Genomic DNA, 21,027 nt, shown 5'->3' on the forward strand with positions numbered 1-21,027 from the left:
GCCGCGATCTTCGCGAGCGAGCCGCCGAATTTGCCGACCGCGGTCCGCGCGGCCGATACGATCACTACGTCCGTCATTTCCGTTTCCTCCGGGCCCGCACGACACGGCGCATCGCTACCGGCCCTGTTAAAAAAACTGCGGTGCATCGGACAGCGTGCGCCGCTGTCCGGTTTTCGTCAATCGCGCTGCAATACGTAGCGACCCGGCGCCGGCTCGATCACCGGGAACTGCTCGCTCCCGGGCTTGGCGGGCGGCGCGACCTTGCGGCCGCCGTACTGGTCGAGCCACTCGACCCAGGTCGTCCACCAGCTGCCGGGCTGCTCGGTCGCACCGGCAAACCAGTCGTCCGCCGATGCGGGCAGGTCGCTGTCGTTGACCCAGTAGCTGCGCTTCTTCTTCGCCGGCGGATTGATCACGCCCGCGATGTGACCCGACGCGCCGAGCACGAACTTCAGCGGGCCCGTCAGGATCGACGTCGATGCGTAGGCCGTCTGCCACGGCACGATGTGATCCTCGCGCGACCCGTAGATGAAGGTCGGCACGTCGATGCGCGACAGGTCGACGGATTCGCCGCACACCGTCAGCGCACCCGGCACGCGGAGCTTGTTCTCGAGATAGGTATTGCGCAGGTACCACGCGTACATCGGCCCCGGCAGGCTCGTCGAGTCGCTGTTCCAGTACAGCAGGTCGAACGCGGCGGGCGTGCGGCCCTTCAGGTAGTTGTCGACGACGTAGTTCCACACGAGGTCGTTCGGCCGCAGGAACGAGAACGTGTTCGCGAACTCGACGCCGCGCATCAGCCCCGGCGCGGCGCCGTTCTTGCCGCCGATGGTCTGCTCGCGCATCTGCACGTGCGCCTCGTCGACGAACACGTCGAGGATGCCGGTGTCGGTGAAGTCGAGCATCGCGGTCAGCAGCGTCATCGACGCGGCCGGATGTTCGCCGCGCGCGGCGAGCACCGACAGCGCGGTCGCGAGCATCGTGCCGCCGACGCAGAAGCCGAGCGTGTTGATCTGCTCGCGGCCGCTGACCTGCTGCACGGCGTCGATCGCCGCGAGCAGCCCTTCGTTCATGTAGTCGTCCCACGTCTTGTGCGCGACCGACGCATCGGCGTTGCGCCACGACACGAGGAACACCTGATGGCCGCTCGACAGCGCATGCGCGACGAGCGAATTCTCGGGCTGCAGGTCGAGGATGTAGAACTTGTTGATGCACGGCGGCACGATCAGGAGCGGCCGTTCGAACACCTTGTCCGTCTTCGGCGCGTACTGGATCAGCTGGATCAGGTCGTTCTCGTAGACGACCGCACCTTCGGTACACCCGAGGTTCTTGCCGACCACGAACTGCGATTCGTCGGTCTGCGAAATTTTGCCGCGCTGCAGGTCGCCGAGCAGGTTCATCATCCCCTGCCGCAGGCTTTCGCCCTGCGTCTCGAGGATCGATTTCTGTGCGTCGGGATTGAGCGCGAGGAAGTTGCTCGGCGCCGCGGCGGCCGTCCATTGCTGAACGGAGAAACGGATGCGTTCGCGCGTCTTCGGGTCGGTCTCGAGCGCGTCGGCCAGTTCCTGCAGGTAGCGCGCGTTGAGCAGGTACCACGCGGCCGCGAATGCATGCGCGGGCGACGCCTTCCAGGCATCCCCGCTGAAGCGGCGGTCCTTCAGTTCAGGCGACTCGAGCTTCGCGGCGGCGGCCTGCTGCATCAGCGTCATGCAGTCGCGCGCATAGTCGGCCTGCAGCTTCTGGAGCCGTTCGGGCGGGATCGCGGCTACCGGCAGCTTCAGCCCCGCGAACGGCGATGCCAGGCCGCCGAAGGCGCCCAGATCGGGCATCGACGGCATCTGGAACGGCACCGCTGTCGGGAACTGGAATGCGGCGAATGGATTCGCAGTGGTCGACGCCGTTGCGGCGCGCGCCGGATCGGCGAAACCGCGCCACGCGTTCAGCCATGCCTCGAACATCTGCTGCATCGGCTGGGCAGCCTGGCCGAACCCGGCGTTGCCTGCGGAAGTGCCCGCCTGAGCGGACGTCGACGAATTTTTCGATGCTGTCATTACCTGCCTTACCGGTGATTCGTGAGCGTCAATCGTGAAATCCTGCTCGCGCGCGGCATGCCGGTTGCGAGCCGGGCCGTCATGCTCTGGAGAGGCGTCTCCAGATTCTGCCGCAGTGCGGTATTTTTATCATTATCGTTTTCCCCATGTGAAGCGTTGCATCAAACCGCTGAACATTTCTGCTCGAAGATAATCCGCGCGCAACAGGCGGGACAAGGCTTCCGGCGAAACATAAAACATTTTGATTGACTTGACTTCGCGATTATTCATTCGGTTGTCCATGCAACGCCGCATTGCCTCGCCAATATCGAGATAAGCCGATTTCGCAACGCAACAAACCGCGCGCGCAGACGCACGCGGTCAGCCCTCAGTCAGCTTTCAATCGGCCAGCCAGATCGCCGCCGCCATGCGGCCGGTCACGCGGTCGCGCCGGTACGAATAGAAGCGTGCGGGTTCGTTGACCGTGCACGCGCGCCGGCCGCTCACGTGCGCCACGCCTGCGCGCGCGAGGCGCAGGCGCGCGAGCGCATGGAGATCGGCGAGGTACTTGCCGGGCGCACCGTCGATCGCGACGAACGCTTGCCGCGTCTCATCATGCTCCGACTGCGGAGCGGTGTCGAGAAACGCCTCGCGCACGTCGGCGCCGACTTCGAACGCCTGCGGGCCGATCGCGGGCCCGAGGTACGCATGCAGCGCATCCGTCGCGCCGCCGGCGAGCGCCGCGACGCGCGCCGCGGTCTGCTCGACGATGCCGGCCGCGAGCCCGCGCCAGCCTGCGTGCGCGGCGCCCACCGCCCGGCCCTGCGCATCGCAAAGCAGCACCGGCAGGCAATCCGCGACCATCACGACGCAGACCGCCCCCGTGCGGTCGGTCACGCTCGCGTCGGCCTGCACGGGCGCCGAGCCAGCCGGCGCGGCCTCGATCACCTCGTCCGCACGCAAGACCTGCGCGCCGTGAACCTGCTCGAGCCATGCCGCGCGCGCCTGCCCCGCCAGCGCGAGCAGGCGCGCGCGATTCGCCGCGACATGGGCCGGATCGTCACCGGTATGCAGGCCGAGATTCATCCCGCCCGGCAACGCGGCGCCGTCCTGCCAGCGCCCGTACGGGCCTTCGCTCACGCCGCCGTCGCGCGTCGTGATCAGCGCACGCACGCGCGGCGCCACCTGCCAGTCGGGCTGCACGCAGTCCTGCCACGTCAACGGCGCCAGGTTCGTCATCGGCACTCACTCCTCCTCATCGTCGTAATCGTCGTCGTGATCCTCGTCGTGATCCCGATAATCGCCGGCGAAATCGTCATCGTCGTAGACACCGTCTTCGTCGTCGAATTCCTCGTCGCCCTGCCCGAAGCCCAGCGCCGCGACGAGCGCGTTCATGTCGTCCGGCAACGGACAGCGCCACTGCATCGTCTTGCCCGTGACCGGATGCACGAGGCCGAGCCGCCATGCGTGCAGCGCCTGCCGCGCGAACCCGTCCGGCAGCGGCGCGACCGAGCGCTTGCCGCGCGCGCGCCCGTACACCGGATCGCCGAGCAGCGGATGCCCGACATGCGAGCAGTGCACGCGGATCTGGTGCGTCCGGCCGGTTTCGAGGTCGCACTGGATCGCGGACACCGGCTGACGTTGCCACATGCATGTGTCAACCGTGCGGAAATGCGTGCGCGCGGGCTTGCCCGACGCGCCGGTGACGACGGCCATGCGCGTGCGCTCGCGCGGATCGCGGCCGATCGGCGCGTCGATCGTGCCGTCCTCGGGCATCGTGCCCCACACGAGCGCGAAATAGCGGCGCTTCACCGTACGCGCCTGCAGCTGGCGCACGAGGTCGGTCTGCGCGGCGAGTGTGCGCGCAACCACCATCAGGCCGGACGTCTCCTTGTCGAGCCGGTGCACGATGCCCGCGCGCGGCAGGCCGGCCGCCGCGTCGCCATAGCGGTGCAGCAGGCCGTTGAGGATCGTGCCGCTCCAGTTGCCGGCGGCCGGGTGGACGACGAGGCCCGCCGGCTTGTTGATGACGACGAGCGCGTCGTCCTCGTAGATCACGTCGAGCGGCACCGGCTCCGGCGTGAACGCCAGCTGCTCCGGCAGCAGGTCGGGCACGAGCTCGATCCTGGCGCCGAGCGGCACCGGCTGGCGGATCTTCGCCGGCGCGCCGTCGACCAGCACGCGTTGCGCCTCGATCCAGCTCTGCAGGCGGCTGCGGGAGAATTCGGGGAACAGTTGGGCGAGCGCCTTGTCGAGGCGTTCACCCGCCAGCGACAGCGGCACTTCGACGACGCGCGGCGCCTCGTCGGCCGCCGCGGACGGCACCACAGGCGGCTGCATCGCGCCTGCAGCCAGATCGTCATCGGGGGAATCCCCCGAGGCAGCGTCGGCGGGCCGATCGCTTGGGCTATAATCTTCGCGATTTGACTTGCCCCGCGGGGCATTCTGCGAACTTGAACGGGTCATTTAGACTGGGTCACCGAGACTTGAAGCTAGGACATGCGAGCATGATGAATTCGACCAAACGTACGGCCAAAACCGTCGCCGCCCGAGCTGCGGTGGTAGCGGCCGCGGCCCTCATCGCCGGCTGCCACGGCTTGCCGCAGAAGCAGGACGAGACGGCTACCTGGTCGAACAACAAATTATACTCAGAGGCCCAGGACGCACTGTCCGGCGGCGACTGGGGCAAGTGCGCGAAATATTTCGAATCGCTGCAAGGCCGCGATCCGTTCGGCCATTTCGCGCAACAGGCGCAGATCAACGTCGCGTACTGCAACTGGAAGGACAACGAAGCGGCAGCCGCCGACCAGGCGGTCGACCGCTTCATCCAGCTGCACCCGGATCACCCGGATATCCCGTACGCGTACTACCTGAAGGGGATGATCCACTTCAACGACGATCTCGGCCTGTTCGGCCGCTTCTCCGGCCAGGACATGAGCGAGCGCGATCCGCAGGCACTGCGCGAATCGTACGACGCGTTCAAGGTCGTCGTCGACCGCTACCCGAAGAGCAAGTACGCGCCGGACGCCGCCGCCCGGATGCGCTACATCGTCAACGCGCTCGCGTCGCACGAAGTGCACGCGGCCGACTACTACTATCGGCGCGGCGCCTATGTCGCGGCGATCAACCGCGCGCAGCTCGCGATCAAGGACTACAAGGGCGCGCCGGCGATCGAGGACGCGCTGCACATCATGATCCTGTCGTACGGCAAGCTGAACCAGCCGGAGCTCGCGGAAGACACGAAGCGCGTGCTCGCGGGGACTTTCCCGGACAGCCCGTACATCACCGGCCACTCGCGCCCCGGCACGAAGAAGTCGTGGTGGCAGTTCTGAGCGACGCCCGTGCATCAACAAAAAACCCGGCCATCGAGCCGGGTTTTTTGTTGATGCCGCCCGTAGCAGGCGGCGGCGCGGTCATGCGCGCTTTTCCGCGCGATGCTCGTCGAAAAAGTCCTGCACGACCGCGATCTCGCGGGTGCGCTTGAACGGCGGCAGGCTCTGCCAGATCCGGCGGCCGTAAGGCTTGTCGACGAGCCGCGTGTCGCAGATCATCAGCACGCCGCGATCGGTCTCCGCGCGAATCAGGCGGCCCGCACCCTGCTTCAGCGTGATCACGGCCTGCGGCAGCTGGTGAACCGCGAACGGGCTCAAGCCCTTCTTGGTCAGCGCGTCGAGCCGCGCGGCCAGCACCGGATCGTCGGGCGGCGCGAACGGCAGCTTGTCGATCACGACGAGCGACAGCGCGTCGCCGCGCACGTCCACGCCTTCCCAGAAGCTCTGGCTGCCGACGAGGATCGCATTGCCGTACGAACGGAAGCGATCGAGCAGCTCGGTGCGGCTGGCGTCGCCCTGCACCAGCAGCGGCATGTTCCAGCCACGCGACTCGATCACGTCGCGCAGCTTCGACGCGATCCGGTCGACCGCACGGAGCGTCGTGCACAGCATGAAGACGCCACCGCCCGACGCCTCGATCGCCGGCAGCGCGGCGTCGAATACGGCGTCGGTAAACGCCGGCGACGACGGCTGCGGCAGGTTGCGCGGCACGTACAGCAGGCCCTGCGTCTGATAATCGAACGGGCTCGCGAGCGTCATCGAGCGCCGCGAGCTGAGCCCCATCTGGGCCGCGTAGTGCGTGAAGTCGCCGCGCACCGACAACGTCGCCGACGTAAAGACCCACGCGCGCGGCACGCCGGCGCGCTGCTTCGCGAAAATCGGCGCGACCGACAGCGGCGTTTCGTGCAGCTGGACGGTATGTGCGAACACCTCGACCCAGCGCACCTTCTCGTTCGGGTCGTCGGCGGCAGCCTTGTCGCCTGCTGCGGCGGCGTCGGCCTTCGCGGCCGCTTCCGCCGCACCGGGCGCGACCCAACCCGCGAGCAGGTCCTGCAGCTCGCGGGCGCGCCGCAGGCACGCGCCGAGCGATTCCGCCCGCTCGGCCTGGCTCGCGAGTGCCGAGGCAAGCGCATCGAGCGCCACTTCGAGTGCATCGAGCGCGCCGAACATCGGATGATCGTCGCCCAGTTGCGCGAGCGACATGCGCACGATCTGGTCGTTCGCAAACGCGAGGCGCAGGTCGCGCGCCGCACGTTCGAGATCGCCTCCGAGCTTCACCCACTCGACCGCATCGCGCGCATGGCTCAGGCCTTCGGCGACCGTGTCGCGCGCGAGTTCGAGGATTTGCGTGGTCGACAGCGTCTCGCCGAAGAACAGCGTGGCCGTTTCCGGCAGCTGGTGCGCTTCGTCGAAGATCACCGTGTTCGCGTTCGGCAGCAGTTCGGCCATCCCGGTGTCGCGCAGCATGATGTCCGCGAAGAACAGGTGATGGTTGACGACGACGACGTCGGCCTGCTGCGCCTCGCGCCGCGCCTGCATCACGAAGCATTCCTTGTAGTGCGGGCACTCCTGGCCGAGGCAGTTGTCGCGCGTCGACGTGACCATCGACCACACGGGCGCCGTCTCCGGCACGCTCGCGAGCTCGGCCTTGTCGCCGCTCTTCGTGATCTTCGCGAAGCGGACGATTTCCTGCAGGTACGCGGTGTCCTGCCGCGACGGCAGGCGGCCGTTGTCGGCCGTGCGCTGCAGGTAGTAATGGCACAGATAGTTCGAGCGGCCCTTGAGCATCGCGACCGTCACCGGCACCGCGAGCGCGTTGCGCACCGTCGGGATGTCGCGCTGGAACAGCTGGTCCTGCAGGTGCTTCGTGCCGGTCGACACGATCACCTTGCCGCCCCACAGCATCGCGGGCACCAGGTATGCATAGGTCTTGCCGGTACCGGTGCCGGCCTCGACGATCAGCGTGTTGTCGCCGGCGTCGGTGTCGGCGGCTGCGCCGTCCGCGGCGGACTCGGCCGCCTGGTCGCCTTCGCCGAGGCGGCGCGCCGGCCGCTTGCGGGTCTCGAAGATTTCCGGCTCGGGCATCCGGCGCGCGGAGGCCTCCATCGCGGACGCGACCGCGCGCGCCATTTCGATCTGCGACTGGCGCGGGTGATAGCCGTCCAGCGCGCGCGCGAGCAGTCCGCCTTCGCCGAAAATCGTGTCGAGTTCGTCGACGCGCTTGCGGCTCAGCTCGAAGGTGCCTTCGGGCGCACGAACGCGCCCGGCGGACGACGCGTCACGCCGGGCATCGGGGTTGGCTTCAAGCGGTGAATTCAAGGCAAGCGTTCCTGTGTCCAGCGCCCGGGCGGCGCCGGCGCTTGCCAGGCCGCGCTCAGGCGCGCTTATCCGGTTCCAGCTGCGATTGCAGCAAAATGATTTTGTCCTTGGCCGCCAGCTTTTCCTTCTTCAGCCGGTGCAGCGTGATGTCGTCGATGTCGGAGTGTCCTTCCTTCAGCTCGATCTCCCGAGCGAGCTGCTGGTGCTGCTCCTGCAATGCTGCCAAACGGTTGTGCAATTCCTGCTGCTGTTCCGTGGGACGGTTTTGCATATGCGCCTCCTCATCGAAGCAGCGCGCCGACTGGCGTGCCGGCACGCACGAGACTGACTCCGGATCAATCCAACACGTTACTGCCCCTGCTGTTGCTGCTGCTTGGCCTTGTCGGCCGCTTCCTGCTGACGCCGTTCGACATCGGCCTTGTGCTGGGCGGCTTCCTTCTGCTTCTGCTCGTAGCGCGCGGCGTTGTCCGCCCGCTCCTGCGCCTTCTGCGCGCCCTGCTGGCGCGCCTGGTCGAGCTTGTGCTGGAAATCCGCCTGCTTCTGGTCGTATGCCTGCTTGTTCGCGGCGCGCTGCGGCCCTTCCGCGCCACGCTGCGCCCGCTTCAGTGCATTCTGCTCCTGCTTGTCGCGGAACGCAGCCGCGTTCGCCGCATCGTTCGCCGCGCGCTGCGGCGCTTCCGCCGCATTCTGCGCCTGCTTCAACGCCTGCTGCTGGTCGCGCTGCTGCGCCCGCACCGCGCGCTGCTCGTCGTCGAGCGCGAGCTGCTCCTGACGGATGCTCGCCCGCTCCTCGCGCATCCGGTCGCGCGCCACGCCGAGACAGTGATTGACGAAGAACTTGCTGTAGCAATCGTGCTCCGCCACGGCATAACGATAATCGTTTTCCGCGGAACGTTGATTGAGCACTTTTTGACGGGCGTCGAAATCCTGCGTGGCGGAGGCAGCAACGGGCGCGGCGACAGCGGCGTCCGGCGCGGTTGCGCCCGATGCCTGTGCGTACGCGACGGTGGACCCGGCGGACAAAGCCGCGGCAAGCGCTGCGCCGAGCGCGACGAGAGAAATGCGGGAAGTTGGCAACGTCGTAGGAAAGCTGCGGGACATGTGTCAAATTCTATCACCCCCGGCTGGACGCTCCGCCATTTATGGCAAAATGCCCCGCTTCACTCACCCGCGGCATCTGGTCCGGCGGGCCCGTCTCGCAGCCCGCCGCGCGGTCTGCCGGCCCGCGCCGCGATTTCAGCAGGCAGATCATCCACGACATGACGGAAACCGTAGCACTCAAGATCGTACAGCGCATCGCCACCGAACTGTCCGTCCAGCCGCGCCAGGTCGCGGCGGCAGTGCAACTCCTCGACGAAGGCTCGACCGTTCCGTTCATTGCCCGGTACCGCAAGGAAGTGACCGGCAACCTGGACGACACGCAGCTGCGCCAGCTCGAGGAACGCCTCCTGTATCTGCGCGAGCTCGAGGATCGCCGCGCGGCGATCCTGTCGAGCATCGACGAACAGGGCAAGCTGACCGACGAACTGCGCGCCGCGATCGACGCGGCCGACAGCAAGCAGGTGCTCGAAGACCTTTATCTGCCGTACAAGCCGAAGCGCCGCACGCGCGCGCAGATCGCCCGCGAAGCCGGCCTCGAGCCGCTCGCGCAGGCACTGCTCGCGAATCCGCTGCTCGACCCGCAGACGGAAGCCGCCTCCTACGTCGATGCCGACAAGGGCGTCGCCGACGTGAAGGCCGCGCTCGACGGCGCGCGCGACATCCTGTCGGAACAGTTCGGCGAAACGGCCGAACTGCTCGGCAAGCTGCGCGACTACCTGCACAGCCAGGGCGTCGTGTCGTCGGCGGTCGTCGAAGGCAAGGAAAACGAGGAAGGCGAGAAGTTCCGCGACTACTACGACTACGCGGAAACGATCCGGACCGTGCCGTCGCACCGCGCGCTCGCGCTGTTCCGCGGCCGCAATGCCGGCGTGCTGACCGTCAAGCTCGGCCTCGGCGAGGAACTCGACGCGCAGGTCCCGCATCCCGGCGAAGCGATGATCGCGCGCCATTTCGGGATCGCGAACCAGGGCCGCCCGGCCGACAAGTGGCTGTCCGACGTGTGCCGCTGGTGCTGGCGCGTGAAGGTGCAGCCGCACATCGAGAACGAACTACTCACGCAACTGCGCGAAACGGCGGAAGCCGAAGCGATCCGCGTGTTCGCCCGCAACCTGAAGGACCTGCTGCTGGCCGCGCCGGCCGGCCCGAAGGCCGTGATCGGTCTCGACCCCGGCCTGCGCACGGGCGTGAAGGTCGCCGTGGTCGACCGCACCGGCAAGCTGCTCGCGACCGATACGATCTACCCGCACGAGCCGCGCCGCGACTGGGACGGCTCGCTCGCGAAGCTCGCGCGCATCGCCGCGCAGACGCAGGCCGAGCTGATCAGCATCGGCAACGGCACCGCATCGCGCGAAACCGACAAGCTCGCGAGCGAGCTGATCTCGAAGCATCCCGAACTGCGGCTGCAGAAGATCGTCGTGTCGGAGGCCGGCGCGTCGGTCTACTCGGCGTCCGAGCTGGCCGCGAAGGAATTCCCGGAACTCGACGTGTCGCTGCGCGGCGCCGTGTCGATCGCCCGCCGCCTGCAGGACCCGCTCGCCGAGCTCGTGAAGATCGAGCCGAAAGCGATCGGCGTCGGCCAGTACCAGCACGACGTGAACCAGCGCGAACTCGCCCGCTCGCTCGACGCGGTGGTCGAGGATTGCGTGAACGCGGTCGGCGTCGACGCGAACACCGCGTCGGTCGCGCTGCTCGCGCGCGTCTCGGGCCTGAACGCCACGCTCGCGCGCAACATCGTCGACTATCGCGACGCGAACGGGCCGTTCCCGTCGCGCGACCACCTGCGCAAGGTGCCGCGCCTCGGCGACAAGACCTTCGAACAGGCAGCCGGCTTCCTGCGCATCAACGGCGGCGAGAATCCGCTCGATCGCTCGTCGGTCCACCCGGAGGCCTACCCGGTCGTCGAACGCATCCTCGCGAAGATCAGCAAGCGGATCGACGACGTGCTCGGCAGCCGTGACGCGCTGGCCGGCCTGTCGCCGGCCGAATTTGTTGACGAACGTTTCGGCCTGCCGACCGTGCGCGACATCCTGTCCGAACTCGAAAAACCGGGTCGTGACCCGCGCCCCGAATTCAAGACGGCAACGTTCCGCGACGGCGTCGAGAAGGTCTCCGACCTGATGCCCGGCATGCTGCTCGAAGGGGTCGTGACGAACGTCGCGGCATTCGGCGCGTTCGTGGATGTCGGCGTGCATCAGGACGGCCTCGTCCATGTATCCGCGATGTCGACGAAGTTCATCAAGGATCCGCACGAAGTCGTGAAGGCCGGCCAGGTCGTCAAGGTCAAGGTGCTCGACGTCGACGTGAAGCGTCAGCGCATTGCGCTGACGATGCGCCTCGACGACGAAGCGGCCGCGCCCGGCATGGCGCCGCGCGGCGGCCAGGATCGCGGCAGTGCCGGCCGCGGCGGCAGCGCCCGTCCGCAGCGTTCGCGCGAACCGGAACCGGCCGGCGCGATGGCCGCGGCGTTCGCGAAGCTGAAGCGCTGAGCACGCGAAGGCTGTTGACGTATAAAAAAAACCCGCCGAAAGGCGGGTTTTTTATTGCTTCAGCGAGCGCGCAGCCAGATCGGCATGGGCCGCATGCGCGGCCACTGCGTGCACCGGTCAGATCTCGATCTTGGTCCCGAGCTCGACGACGCGGTTCGCCGGGATCGAGAAGAAGTCGGTCGGCTTCGCCGCGTTCTGGTGCATCCACGCGAACACGCGTTCGCGCCAGATCGACATGCCGGGCAGATGCGTCGGCACGACCGTTTCGCGCGCGAGGAAGAACGACGTGTCCATCAGTTCGAACGTCATGTCGTGCGTGCGGCCGAACTCCTCGAGCACGGCCTTCACGTCCGGCGTCTCGTTGAAGCCGTACTGGGCCTTGACGATGTACAGGCCGCCACCCGCGTCGCGCGAACTCAGGCGCTTGTCGTCGCGCACGTACGGAATGTCGCGTGTGACGAACGTCAGGAAAATGGTCCGCTCGTGCAGCACCTTGTTGTGCTTCAGGTTGTGCAGCAGGCTGACGGGCACGAGCTTGTCGTTGCCGGTCAGGTAGATCGCGGTACCCGACACGCGGTGCGGCGGATGCGCGAGCAGCCCCTGCAGGAACGGCTCGAGCGGGATCCCGTCGGCGGCCGTGCGCTCCTTGACGATATGGCGGCCCTTGTACCAGGTCATCAGCAGGAAGAACAGCAGCGCGCCGATGCCGAGCGGCAGCCAGCCGCCCTGCGCGACCTTCAGCAGGTTCGCGCCGAAAAAGCCCAGGTCGACCGCGAGGAACACGGCGATGATCGCGCCGACGAGCAGCCGGTTCCAGTTCCACACCTTCACCATCACGACGGCAGCGAGCACGGTCGTGATCACCATCGTCGCCGTCACCGCGATGCCGTACGCGGCGGCGAGGTTGTCGGAACTCTTGAAGCCGATCACGATGCAGAGGATCACGAACAGCAGCAGCCAGTTCACGACCGGCACGTAGATCTGGCCGATCGCCAGCTCGGACGTATGCAGCACCTTCATGCGCGGCACGTAGCCGAGCTGGATCGCCTGCGACGTCAGCGAATACGCGCCGGAAATCACGGCCTGCGAAGCGATCACGGTCGCGACCGTCGACAGCACGACGAGCGGCAGCAGCGCCCACTCCGGTGCCAGCAGGAAGAACGGGTTCTCGATCGCCTTCGGATTCTCGATCAGCAGCGCGCCCTGGCCGAAGTAGTTCAGCACGAGCGACGGCATCACGAGCCCGTACGCGGCGAGGCGGATCGGCTTCGCGCCGAAATGGCCCATGTCCGCGTAGAGCGCTTCCGCACCGGTCAGCACCAGCACGACCGAACCCAGCACGACGTAGGCCTGCAGCAGGTGGTCCGCCATGAACGACGCCGCGTAATACGGGTTGATCGCCGCGATGATGCCCGGCACGCGCACGATGTGATATACGCCGAGTGCCGCGATCACGACGAACCACAGCACCATGATCGGCCCGAACAGCTTGCCGACCAGCGCGGTGCCGTGACGCTGGATCCAGAACAGCGCGATCAGGATCACGATCGTGATCGGCAGGACCAGGTGGGACAGGTGCGGCGTCGCGATCTCGAGGCCTTCGACCGCCGACATCACGGAGATCGCCGGCGTGATCACGGCGTCGCCGTAGAACATGCAGGCGCCGAAGATCCCGAGCGCCATCAGCGCGCCCGCGACGCGGGTTTTCGAGTCGAGCGGCCGCAGCGACAGCGCCATCAGCGCGAGCACGCCACCCTCGCCGTTGTTGTCGGCCCGCATCACGAACAGCAGATACTTGATGCCGACCACCAGGATGATCGCCCAGAACAGCAGCGAGATCACACCGAGAATCGAGCCTTCCGTGAGCGGAATGCCGTGTGCGGGGCTGAACGCCTCCTTCAGCGAATACAGCGGGCTCGTGCCGATGTCGCCGAACACGACGCCGATGGCCGCTATCGCAAGCGCCCGCATCGAGTGTTGGTGCGTCGAATGCGCATGGGCTGCGTCGGTCGCCTGGATCGTGTCGTTCATATGAAGCGTAATAATCGGGTCCGGTCGGACAAAACGAGCGCTATTCTACTCGCGCCCCCCTGAAAAACCGTCCTGCCTTGTTGCCCTTAAACCACGTGATCCACGCTGCGCATGCAATCCTGCGCAAGCTGTGGCAGGGCTGCCATCATAGCCGGGGCCGCGCCGTCTGCCTACCACGCGCGCGGATCGCCGTGCCCGCCGGCACGGCGCGCCAATAAAAAACGGCGCCGCAAGCGGCGCCGTACAAGGCTTTCCTTCGATCGGCCGCCGCTTACGCGCCCGAGCCGTCGCGCTGCGCGCGACCGCGCTTGATCCATGCCTCGAGGTTGTGCGGACGAACCGTGTCCCACTCTTCGAACGGCTGATGAATCCACGGATTCGTCGGCAGATACTGTGCGTGATAGTCCGGCTTGACCTTCGAGCAGCCCTTGTACCAGAGCACGGCCGAACGCACGGCCGTGACCGACGGATAGCGCTCCTTCAGGTGCTCCTGCACGCGCGCGAGCGTGACGCCCGAATCGACGAGATCGTCGACCAGCAGCACGTTGCCCGCGAGACTGCCGCGCGTCATCGTGATGTACTGCGCGATGTCGAGCTCGCCCTGCTCGGTGCCGGCCGCTTCGCGGTACGAACTCGTCGCGAGGATCGCGAGCGGGACGTCGTAGATGCGCGACAGCTGGTCGCCGACGCGCAGGCCGCCGCGCGCAAGGCACAGGATCTGGTCGAACTTCCAGCCCGATTCATGCACCTGCAGCGCGAGCAGCTCGATCAGACGATGGTATTCGTCCCAGCCTACCCACAGGTTCTTGTCGTCGTTGCGCGGATCGGTCATCAAGTCTGCCGCCGTCATCGTGATTTGCTGCGTCATGCTGAGAATTACACCTTGAACGGATGGCGAAGCAGGATCGTCTCGTCGCGATCCGGCCCCGTCGAAACCATGTCGACCGGCACGCCGGCCACTTCCTGGACACGGGTCAGGTAGGCCTGCGCATTCGCCGGCAGCGCGTCCCACGTCTTGATTCCGACGGTGCTTTCCTTCCAGCCGGCGAACGTTTCGTACACGGGCTCGCAACGCGCGACGTCGGCCGCACCGCGCGGCAGGATGTCCACGTCCTTGCCGTCGATCTTGTAGCCGACGCACAGCTTGACTTCATCGAGGCCGTCGAGCACGTCGAGCTTCGTCATGCACAGGCCCGACACGCCGTTGATCTGGATCGAGCGGCGCAGTGCCGCTGCGTCGAGCCAGCCGGTGCGGCGCGGACGGCCGGTGACCGAGCCGAATTCCTTGCCGACGTTCGCGAGCGTGACGCCGACCTGGTCCTGGCGCTGCGGGTTGTCCGCGTCGTACAGTTCGCTCGGGAACGGGCCCGAGCCGACGCGCGTGCAGTACGCCTTCGTGATGCCGACGATGTAGTTCAGCTTCTGCGGACCGACGCCGGCGCCGGCCGATGCGGCACCCGCGACGCAGTTGCTCGACGTGACGAACGGATAGGTGCCGTGGTCGATGTCGAGCAGCGTGCCTTGCGCGCCTTCGAACAGCAGGTTCTGACCGGCGTTGTTCGCGTCGTACAGGCGGCGCGACACGTCGGCCACCATCGGCTTCAGGCGATCGGCATAGCCGAGCATCGTGTCGAGCGTGGCCTGGAAATCGACGGCCGCGCCACCCAGGTACTGGGTCAGCACGAAGTTGTGGAAATCGAGGTTTTCGCGCAGGCGGTCGGCGAAGGTCTTCGCGTCGAACAGGTCCTGCACGCGCAGCGCGCGGCGGCCGACCTTGTCCTCGTACGCCGGGCCGATGCCGCGGCCGGTCGTACCGATCTTGCCCGCGCCCTTGCGCGCTTCGCGCGCCTGGTCGATCGCGATGTGGTACGGCAGGATCAGCGTCGTGGCTTCAGAGATGAACAGGCGATCGCGCACGTTCACGCCGGCCTCTTCCAGCTCGCCGATTTCCTTGAACAGTGCCTCGGGGGACAGGACGACGCCGTTGCCGATGTAGCAGGCGACGCCTTCACGCATGATGCCCGACGGAATCAGGCGCAAGATGGTTTTCTTGCCGCCGATGATGAGGGTGTGGCCGGCGTTGTGACCGCCCTGGAAACGCACGACGCCCTGAGCGTGGTCCGTCAGCCAGTCGACGATCTTGCCCTTGCCTTCATCACCCCATTGCGTTCCCACGACGACGACATTGCGCCCGGGAGTCACGTTCACTGCGCTGGCAGACATGTTGATTCGTTAGCTGGTTAAAAACGTATTCTACCTATGTTCGCGGGCGATTCCGAATTTTTCCGTTTCGCTTCAACGATATGCACGCCGAACGACGGCCCGCGAACGCCTGTTTAACGGGGTTCGACCACCCACGCGCCGTCACGCTCGACGAGCGAACGGTCGCAGGCGAACTCGTCGAGCACGTGGTCGTGTCCCGGCAAGGCCTGGATCACGACCTCGCCCGCGTCGCGCAGCGCCGCCACCGCCGCGCTCAGCGCGTCGTCCTGCGCCCAAGGCGCCAAAATCGCGGTGCCGCGCGCCTCGACCGGCGAAATCCGCGCAAGCTCGCGCAGGTCGAGCGAGAAGCCCGTCGCCGGGCGGGCGCGGCCGTAGGCCTGGCCCACGTGGTCGTACCGGCCGCCGCGCGCGATCGCGTTCGGCACGCCGTCGATGTACGCCGTAAACATCGCGCCGCTGTGGTACGCGTAGCCGCGCAGGTCGGCGAGATCGATCGCCACCTCGACGCCCTTCGCCTGCGCCGCAAGCTGCGCAAGATCGTCGAGCGCACGCGTGATCTCGGGCAGCACCGGCAGACGCACACGCGCCTCGTCGAGCACGCTCGCGTCGCCGTACAGATGCGGCAGCGCACGCAGCGCCGCGCGCGTGTCGGCGCCGAGATCGTCGGTGAGTTCGTTCAGCAGCGGCACGTCCTTGCCCGACAGCGCGTCGTACAGCGCCTCGCCGCGCTCGGCAGCCTGCGCATCGCGCGCGAGCAGCGCCGCGAGCACGCCCGCGTGGCACAGGTCCAGGCGGATCCGCGACAACCCCGCGAGGTGTAGCGCGTCGAGCATCAGCTGCTGGATCTCGAGATCGGCTTCCAGCCCGGCGTGCCCGTAGATTTCGGCGCCGATCTGGATCTGTTCGCGCGTCGCGTGCAGCCCGCGAGGACGCGTATGCATCACGTGGCCGGCATAGCAGAGGCGCGTCACGCCCTGGCGGTTCAGCAGGTGCGCGTCGATGCGCGCGACTTGCGGCGTGATGTCCGCGCGCAGGCCGAGCGTGCGGCCCGACAGCTGGTCGACCAGCTTGAAGGTGCGCAGGCGCAGGTCGTTGCCGCCGCTCGTCAGCAGCGATTCGAGGTATTCGAGCAACGGCGGCATCACCATTTCGTAGCCGTACGAACGGAAGCGGTCGAGCAGCCTGCGGCGCAGCTCCTCGATCTTGCGCGCTTCCGACGGCAGCACGTCGGCGATATTCTCGGGAAGTAACCAGGTCGACATCGGTACGGTCCTACGACGGGAAACAGGGCGCGACATGCGCGCCGCGAAATGAATCGGAAATCGGCAATCGGGCGGAACGAACGGCGGGTGCGCCGTCCGGATCAGGTGGCGAGCAGCAGCAGGACGAGCCCGAGCGCCATCACGATGAGCCCGCCGATCCGGATATGATGCGGCGGCCGCTCCGCTATTCTACGAAACGTGTCGCGCCAGGCGACGGGAAACACGAAGGGGAACGCCCCCTCGATGATCAGCATCAGTGCTACCGCGAGCAACAACGAGCCAGCCAGGTCCATGCGAGCGACGGCGCCGCTCGACGCGGCGCCCCAAGGTCAGTGTTTGCGGGGAGCGGGTGCCGCCGGTGCGGCACCGCCCGTCGGGCTGCGCATGAAACGGAAAAACTCGCTGTCGGGGTCGACGACGATGATGTCGTTGCGCTTGAAGGTATTCCGGTAAGCCTGCAGGCTCGCGTAGAACTGGTAGAACTGCGGATCGCGGCCGAACGCATCGGCGGCGATCGACGCAGCCTTCGCGTCGCCCTCGCCCTTGATCGTCTGCGCGGACTTGTACGCATTCGCGAGCACCGCCTGCTGTTCGCGTTCCGCGTCGGCCTTGATCTGCTCGACATCGGCGGCGCCATCCGCGCGCACCTGTGCGGCCTGGTCGCGCAGCGCGGCAATCATCCGCTGATAGACGGCATCCGTCTGCGCAGCCGGCAAGTCGACACGCGTCAACTGCACGTCGACCACGTCGACGCCGAAGCCCGATGCCGTCGCCCGCACCGCGTCGCGCGCCGCATTGGCGATCTCGCGCTGCCCGCCGAGCGCGTCGTCGAGCGCGCGCTTGCCGAACGCGTCGCCGAGTGCGCTCTTCAGCGCGCCGGCCAGGCGGTCGGCGGCCGCCGCCGGGTCACCGCCCGTCGCCGCGAAATACTTCATCGGATCGCTGATCCGATACTTGACCGCATACGCGACGAGCAGGTCGTGCTTGTCTTCGGTCGCCAGTTGCAGCGGATCCGACGACTCGAGCGATTGCAGGCGCGTGTCGATCAGCGTCGCCGTCTGCAGCGGCGGCGGCAGCTTGAAATGGATGCCGGGGCCCGCGAGTTCGGGTTGCGCGCCGTCGCGGCCCGACAGCACGGCCGCATGGCGCGGATCGACGGTCAGGACGGTCGACGACGCCGCGAAAGCGGCGATCACGATTGCGACGACGAGCGCAATGATTCGGTTCATGTTCTGCGCTCCCCGTTACTTCGTATCGTCTTCACGCGAGCGGCTGCGGAACGCTTCGCGCGACCGCAGCACGTCGCTGCCCGGTGCGGGCGCCGCCGCGGCCGAAGCCGCGCTCGCGGGTGCGCTCGCCGCGGCGGCGGCCGGCGCCGACGTCGCGTCGGGCGCGGATGCGCCGGTGGGCGTCGCGGCATTCGTCGCATTCGCGGCGTTTTGTCGCCCCTGCTCGACGAGCTTGTCGAGCGGCAGGTACACGACGCTGTTGCCGCCCTTGTTGCCGACGAACACCTTCGTCGCGTTCGAATAGATTTCCTGCATCGTCTCGAGATACATCCGCTCGCGGATCACCGCAGGCGCCTTCGAATACTGTGCATAGACCTGCTTGAACCGGTCGGCGTCGCCTTCGGCCTGCGTGACCACGCGATCGGCATACGCCTTCGCTTCATCGGCAAGTTTCGCGGCGTCGCCCTGCGCCTTCGGCAGCAGATCGTTCGCGTAGGCCTGCGCGGCACGCTTCGCGGCTTCGCGATCATCGCGCGCCTTCGCGACTTCGGCGTACGCAGCCTGCGTCTGCTCGGGCGCCGCGACGCTCTGCATCGTGACGGCCGTCACCTCGAGCCCCGACTGGTAGCGATCGAGATCGCGCTGGATCGCGGCGGACAGCTGCGCGCGCAGCGCGTCGCGGTCCTGGTTCAGCATGTCGGCCGCGCTGCGCGTGCCGACGATCGCGCGCACCGCGGCCTGGGCGGCCTGCGACACGCTGCGCTCGGGATCGACGCTGCGGAACAGGTAATCGGTTGCCGAACGGATCCGGTACTGGACGACGAAACGCACGTCGACGATGTCGGCATCGCGCGTCAGCATCGCCGCTTCCTTCACGTTCGCGAGACGCACGACGTTGTTGCGGCCGATCTCGATCGAACGGACCTGCGACGTGTCGACGATCTCATGCGACGCGAACGGATACGGCGCGCGCCAGTGCACGCCCTGTCCGACCGTGCCGGACAGCTTGCCGAACTGCAGCACGACGCCCGTCTGGCCTTCCTGCACGACGAACAGCCCGCTGCCCGCGTAGACCGCGACCAGCACGCCGATCACGATGCCGACGCCGACACGCGCGGCCCGGCCGTTGTCGGGCCGGAAGCCGTTGCCGCCCTTGCCGCCGAACAGGCCGCTCAGACGCCGGTTGAAGTTGCGCCACATCTCGTCGAGATCGGGCGGACCGTCACCGTCGCCACCGGGCGGACGCTTCGATTCGTTCACACGCGGACGGGATCCGTCGTTGCCCTTGCCTTCGCCGCGTCCCCAGCGGGGATCGTTGATCGACAGCAAGGCGCGCATCCGCCGCCAGGTACTCCGCTCGTTGTATTCGTTCACCAGAGTTTGTTCACCAGATTAGACGCCGGCGAACCGGCCGGGACCGGTTAGCGCCCGTGTTCGGAAATCGTGTGGTCTTCGTGTGGTTCAGCGGGTGCGCCGTCGAGCGCGACGTTGGGTAACGTCGCGCCGGTAAGGTGTTCCGCGGAGGCGATCTCGGCGATGGCGGCACGCAACGCGTCAAGACCCTGACCGGTGCGTGCGCTCAAAAAGACGCGCGAAATATTACCATACTCGTCCCGCTCGACCGCGTCGCCGCGGGCCGCCAGCTCAGGCACCGCATCGATCTTGTTGAACACCAGCACCTGCCGGATCGTGTCCGCGCCGATCTCGTGCAGCACGCCGTTCACCTGCTCGATCTGTTCGAGCCGCACCGCGCTCGATGCGTCGACCACGTGCAGCAGCAGATCCGCATGAATCGTTTCCTCGAGGGTCGCGCGGAACGCTGCAACCAGCTGGTGAGGCAGTTCGCGAATGAATCCGACCGTATCGGACACGACGATCTGACCAGCCTCGTCGCCGAGGTACACGCGTCGCGACGTCGTATCGAGCGTGGCGAACAGCTGGTCGGCCGCATAAGCCTGCGCTTTCGTCAGCGCATTGAACAGCGTCGACTTGCCCGCGTTCGTATAGCCGACGAGCGACACCGACATCGTGCCGCTGCGTGCGCGCTGGCGACGCTGCGTGCTGTGCTGCCGGCGCAGCCGGTCGAGCCGCGACTTCAGCATCTTGATGCGCTCGCCGATCAGCCGGCGGTCGGTTTCGAGCTGGGTTTCGCCGGGGCCGCGCAGGCCGATACCGCCCTTTTGTCGCTCCAGGTGGGTCCACGCGCGAATCAGCCGGGTCGACAGGTATTGCAGCTGCGCGAGCTCGACCTGCAGCTTGCCTTCGTGACTGCGGGCGCGCTGCGCGAAGATGTCGAGGATGAGGCTCGTGCGATCGACCACCCGCCTGTTAAGCGCCTGCTCCAGATTGCGTTGCTGGGCCGGTGCCAGTGCGTGGTTGAAGATGACGATTTCGACGTTGTGCGCGTCGCAGGCAAGCCGCAATTCTTCGGCTTTGCCGCTGCCGATGAACATCTTGGCATCGGGGCTGGCGCGACGACCTGTGAGGGTGACGGCGGGACGGGCCCCCGCACTGGAGGCGAGAAGACTGAGTTCTTCGAGACTGGCTTCGAAATCGGTCTTGCCGAAGTCGATGCCGACGAGCGCTGCGTTGATCAAATTATCGGGTGTCAAGATAAGGCGGCTGGCATCGGTCGCTCGCGGCGACCGGATGCCGGCCGCTGCGATGGGTTAGGACGAGGCTTCCGCGTCCGGGTGGAAATTCACCGGGCGCGCCGGCACGACCGTCGAGATGGCGTGCTTGTAGACCATCTGGGTCACCGTATTACGGAGCAACACGACGTACTGGTCGAACGATTCAATGTTCCCTTGCAGCTTGATGCCGTTGACGAGATAGATCGAAACGGGAACGTGCTCTTTGCGCAGTGCGTTCAAAAACGGGTCTTGTAACAATTGCCCTTTGTTGCTCATGGCGTACTCCATCTTTTTTTGCAGGTTGATCTGGATTGGCGACGAAGAAAAAGAGATCCGGCGCCAATCGCTACACTATAGCTGATTTTGCCTGCCCCGCCCGGG

The 21,027-nt window shown here is 66.9% G+C and carries 18 protein-coding genes; 2 read left to right on the forward strand and 16 right to left on the reverse strand.

Translation table 11 applies throughout. From position 1 onward, the window contains the following. Window positions 1-176: 176 nt before the first annotated feature. The 4 genes from phaC to DIE02_RS00015 form a co-directional block, all read right to left on the reverse strand. Window positions 177-2,051, reverse strand: a complete 1,875-nt coding sequence (gene phaC / locus DIE02_RS00005; RefSeq protein ID WP_124486312.1) for a class I poly(R)-hydroxyalkanoic acid synthase — start codon at window positions 2,049-2,051, stop codon at window positions 177-179. Between the two features lie 132 nt (window positions 2,052-2,183). Continuing rightward, a complete protein-coding gene (locus DIE02_RS35380) occupies window positions 2,184-2,321 on the reverse strand; it encodes a hypothetical protein (protein ID WP_185500397.1) in 138 nt (45 codons plus the stop codon). A gap of 108 nt (window positions 2,322-2,429) precedes the next feature. Then, window positions 2,430-3,269 (reverse strand): peptidoglycan editing factor PgeF, encoded by an 840-nt coding sequence (pgeF, locus tag DIE02_RS00010; protein WP_124486311.1) that lies wholly within the window; start codon window positions 3,267-3,269, stop codon window positions 2,430-2,432. Window positions 3,270-3,275: 6 nt separating this feature from the next. Beyond that, window positions 3,276-4,496, reverse strand: coding sequence for an RluA family pseudouridine synthase (locus DIE02_RS00015; RefSeq protein ID WP_124486310.1), 1,221 nt, complete (start codon window positions 4,494-4,496; stop codon window positions 3,276-3,278). A 41-nt stretch (window positions 4,497-4,537) separates the two neighbouring features. Between DIE02_RS00015 and DIE02_RS00020 the strand changes: the two genes are divergently transcribed. Further along, window positions 4,538-5,362 (forward strand): outer membrane protein assembly factor BamD, encoded by an 825-nt coding sequence (locus DIE02_RS00020; protein WP_044848889.1) that lies wholly within the window; start codon window positions 4,538-4,540, stop codon window positions 5,360-5,362. A gap of 81 nt (window positions 5,363-5,443) precedes the next feature. On the opposite strand, the gene DIE02_RS00025 is transcribed toward DIE02_RS00020, so the two are convergent. The 3 genes from DIE02_RS00025 to DIE02_RS00035 form a co-directional block, all read right to left on the reverse strand. Further along, on the reverse strand, window positions 5,444-7,681 hold the full coding sequence (locus DIE02_RS00025; protein ID WP_124486309.1) for an ATP-dependent DNA helicase: 2,238 nt from the start codon (window positions 7,679-7,681) through the stop codon (window positions 5,444-5,446). A gap of 55 nt (window positions 7,682-7,736) precedes the next feature. Next, window positions 7,737-7,952, reverse strand: a complete 216-nt coding sequence (locus DIE02_RS00030; protein WP_006755091.1) for a YdcH family protein — start codon at window positions 7,950-7,952, stop codon at window positions 7,737-7,739. A 77-nt stretch (window positions 7,953-8,029) separates the two neighbouring features. After that, the gene (locus tag DIE02_RS00035; RefSeq protein WP_044848887.1) at window positions 8,030-8,782 is read right to left on the reverse strand and encodes a hypothetical protein; all 753 of its coding nucleotides are present in this window, start codon (window positions 8,780-8,782) and stop codon (window positions 8,030-8,032) included. 158 nt (window positions 8,783-8,940) lie between these two features. Between DIE02_RS00035 and DIE02_RS00040 the strand changes: the two genes are divergently transcribed. After that, window positions 8,941-11,268: a Tex family protein gene (locus DIE02_RS00040; RefSeq protein WP_124486308.1), complete on the forward strand. Its 2,328-nt coding sequence runs from the start codon at window positions 8,941-8,943 to the stop codon at window positions 11,266-11,268. 117 nt (window positions 11,269-11,385) lie between these two features. On the opposite strand, the gene DIE02_RS00045 is transcribed toward DIE02_RS00040, so the two are convergent. From DIE02_RS00045 to hfq, 9 genes are all read right to left on the reverse strand, one after another. Continuing rightward, window positions 11,386-13,299, reverse strand: coding sequence for a potassium transporter Kup (locus DIE02_RS00045; protein WP_124486307.1), 1,914 nt, complete (start codon window positions 13,297-13,299; stop codon window positions 11,386-11,388). A gap of 271 nt (window positions 13,300-13,570) precedes the next feature. After that, complete coding sequence (locus DIE02_RS00055; protein ID WP_044848884.1) at window positions 13,571-14,167, reverse strand: phosphoribosyltransferase; 597 nt, start codon at window positions 14,165-14,167, stop codon at window positions 13,571-13,573. 8 nt (window positions 14,168-14,175) lie between these two features. Further along, a complete protein-coding gene (locus DIE02_RS00060) occupies window positions 14,176-15,522 on the reverse strand; it encodes an adenylosuccinate synthase (protein WP_124486306.1) in 1,347 nt (448 codons plus the stop codon). Between the two features lie 113 nt (window positions 15,523-15,635). Further along, entirely contained in the window at window positions 15,636-16,784 is a 1,149-nt protein-coding gene (locus DIE02_RS00065) for an ATP phosphoribosyltransferase regulatory subunit (RefSeq protein ID WP_124486305.1), read from the reverse strand. A gap of 101 nt (window positions 16,785-16,885) precedes the next feature. Further along, a complete protein-coding gene (locus tag DIE02_RS00070; RefSeq protein ID WP_009687995.1) occupies window positions 16,886-17,077 on the reverse strand; it encodes a DUF2065 domain-containing protein in 192 nt (63 codons plus the stop codon). Between the two features lie 36 nt (window positions 17,078-17,113). Then, window positions 17,114-18,013 carry a protease modulator HflC gene (hflC, locus tag DIE02_RS00075; protein ID WP_044848881.1) on the reverse strand — a complete coding sequence of 300 codons (900 nt, stop codon included), beginning with the start codon at window positions 18,011-18,013 and terminating at the stop codon, window positions 17,114-17,116. Between the two features lie 15 nt (window positions 18,014-18,028). Then, complete coding sequence (hflK, locus tag DIE02_RS00080) at window positions 18,029-19,387, reverse strand: FtsH protease activity modulator HflK (RefSeq protein WP_124486304.1); 1,359 nt, start codon at window positions 19,385-19,387, stop codon at window positions 18,029-18,031. 47 nt (window positions 19,388-19,434) lie between these two features. Then, window positions 19,435-20,610, reverse strand: coding sequence for a GTPase HflX (hflX, locus tag DIE02_RS00085; protein ID WP_185500398.1), 1,176 nt, complete (start codon window positions 20,608-20,610; stop codon window positions 19,435-19,437). 72 nt (window positions 20,611-20,682) lie between these two features. Continuing rightward, window positions 20,683-20,922, reverse strand: coding sequence for an RNA chaperone Hfq (gene hfq / locus DIE02_RS00090; protein WP_006399927.1), 240 nt, complete (start codon window positions 20,920-20,922; stop codon window positions 20,683-20,685). Between the last annotated feature and the right edge of the window lie 105 nt (window positions 20,923-21,027).

The organism is Burkholderia sp. Bp8991, assembly GCF_003853795.1.
GTDB lineage: Bacteria > Pseudomonadota > Gammaproteobacteria > Burkholderiales > Burkholderiaceae > Burkholderia.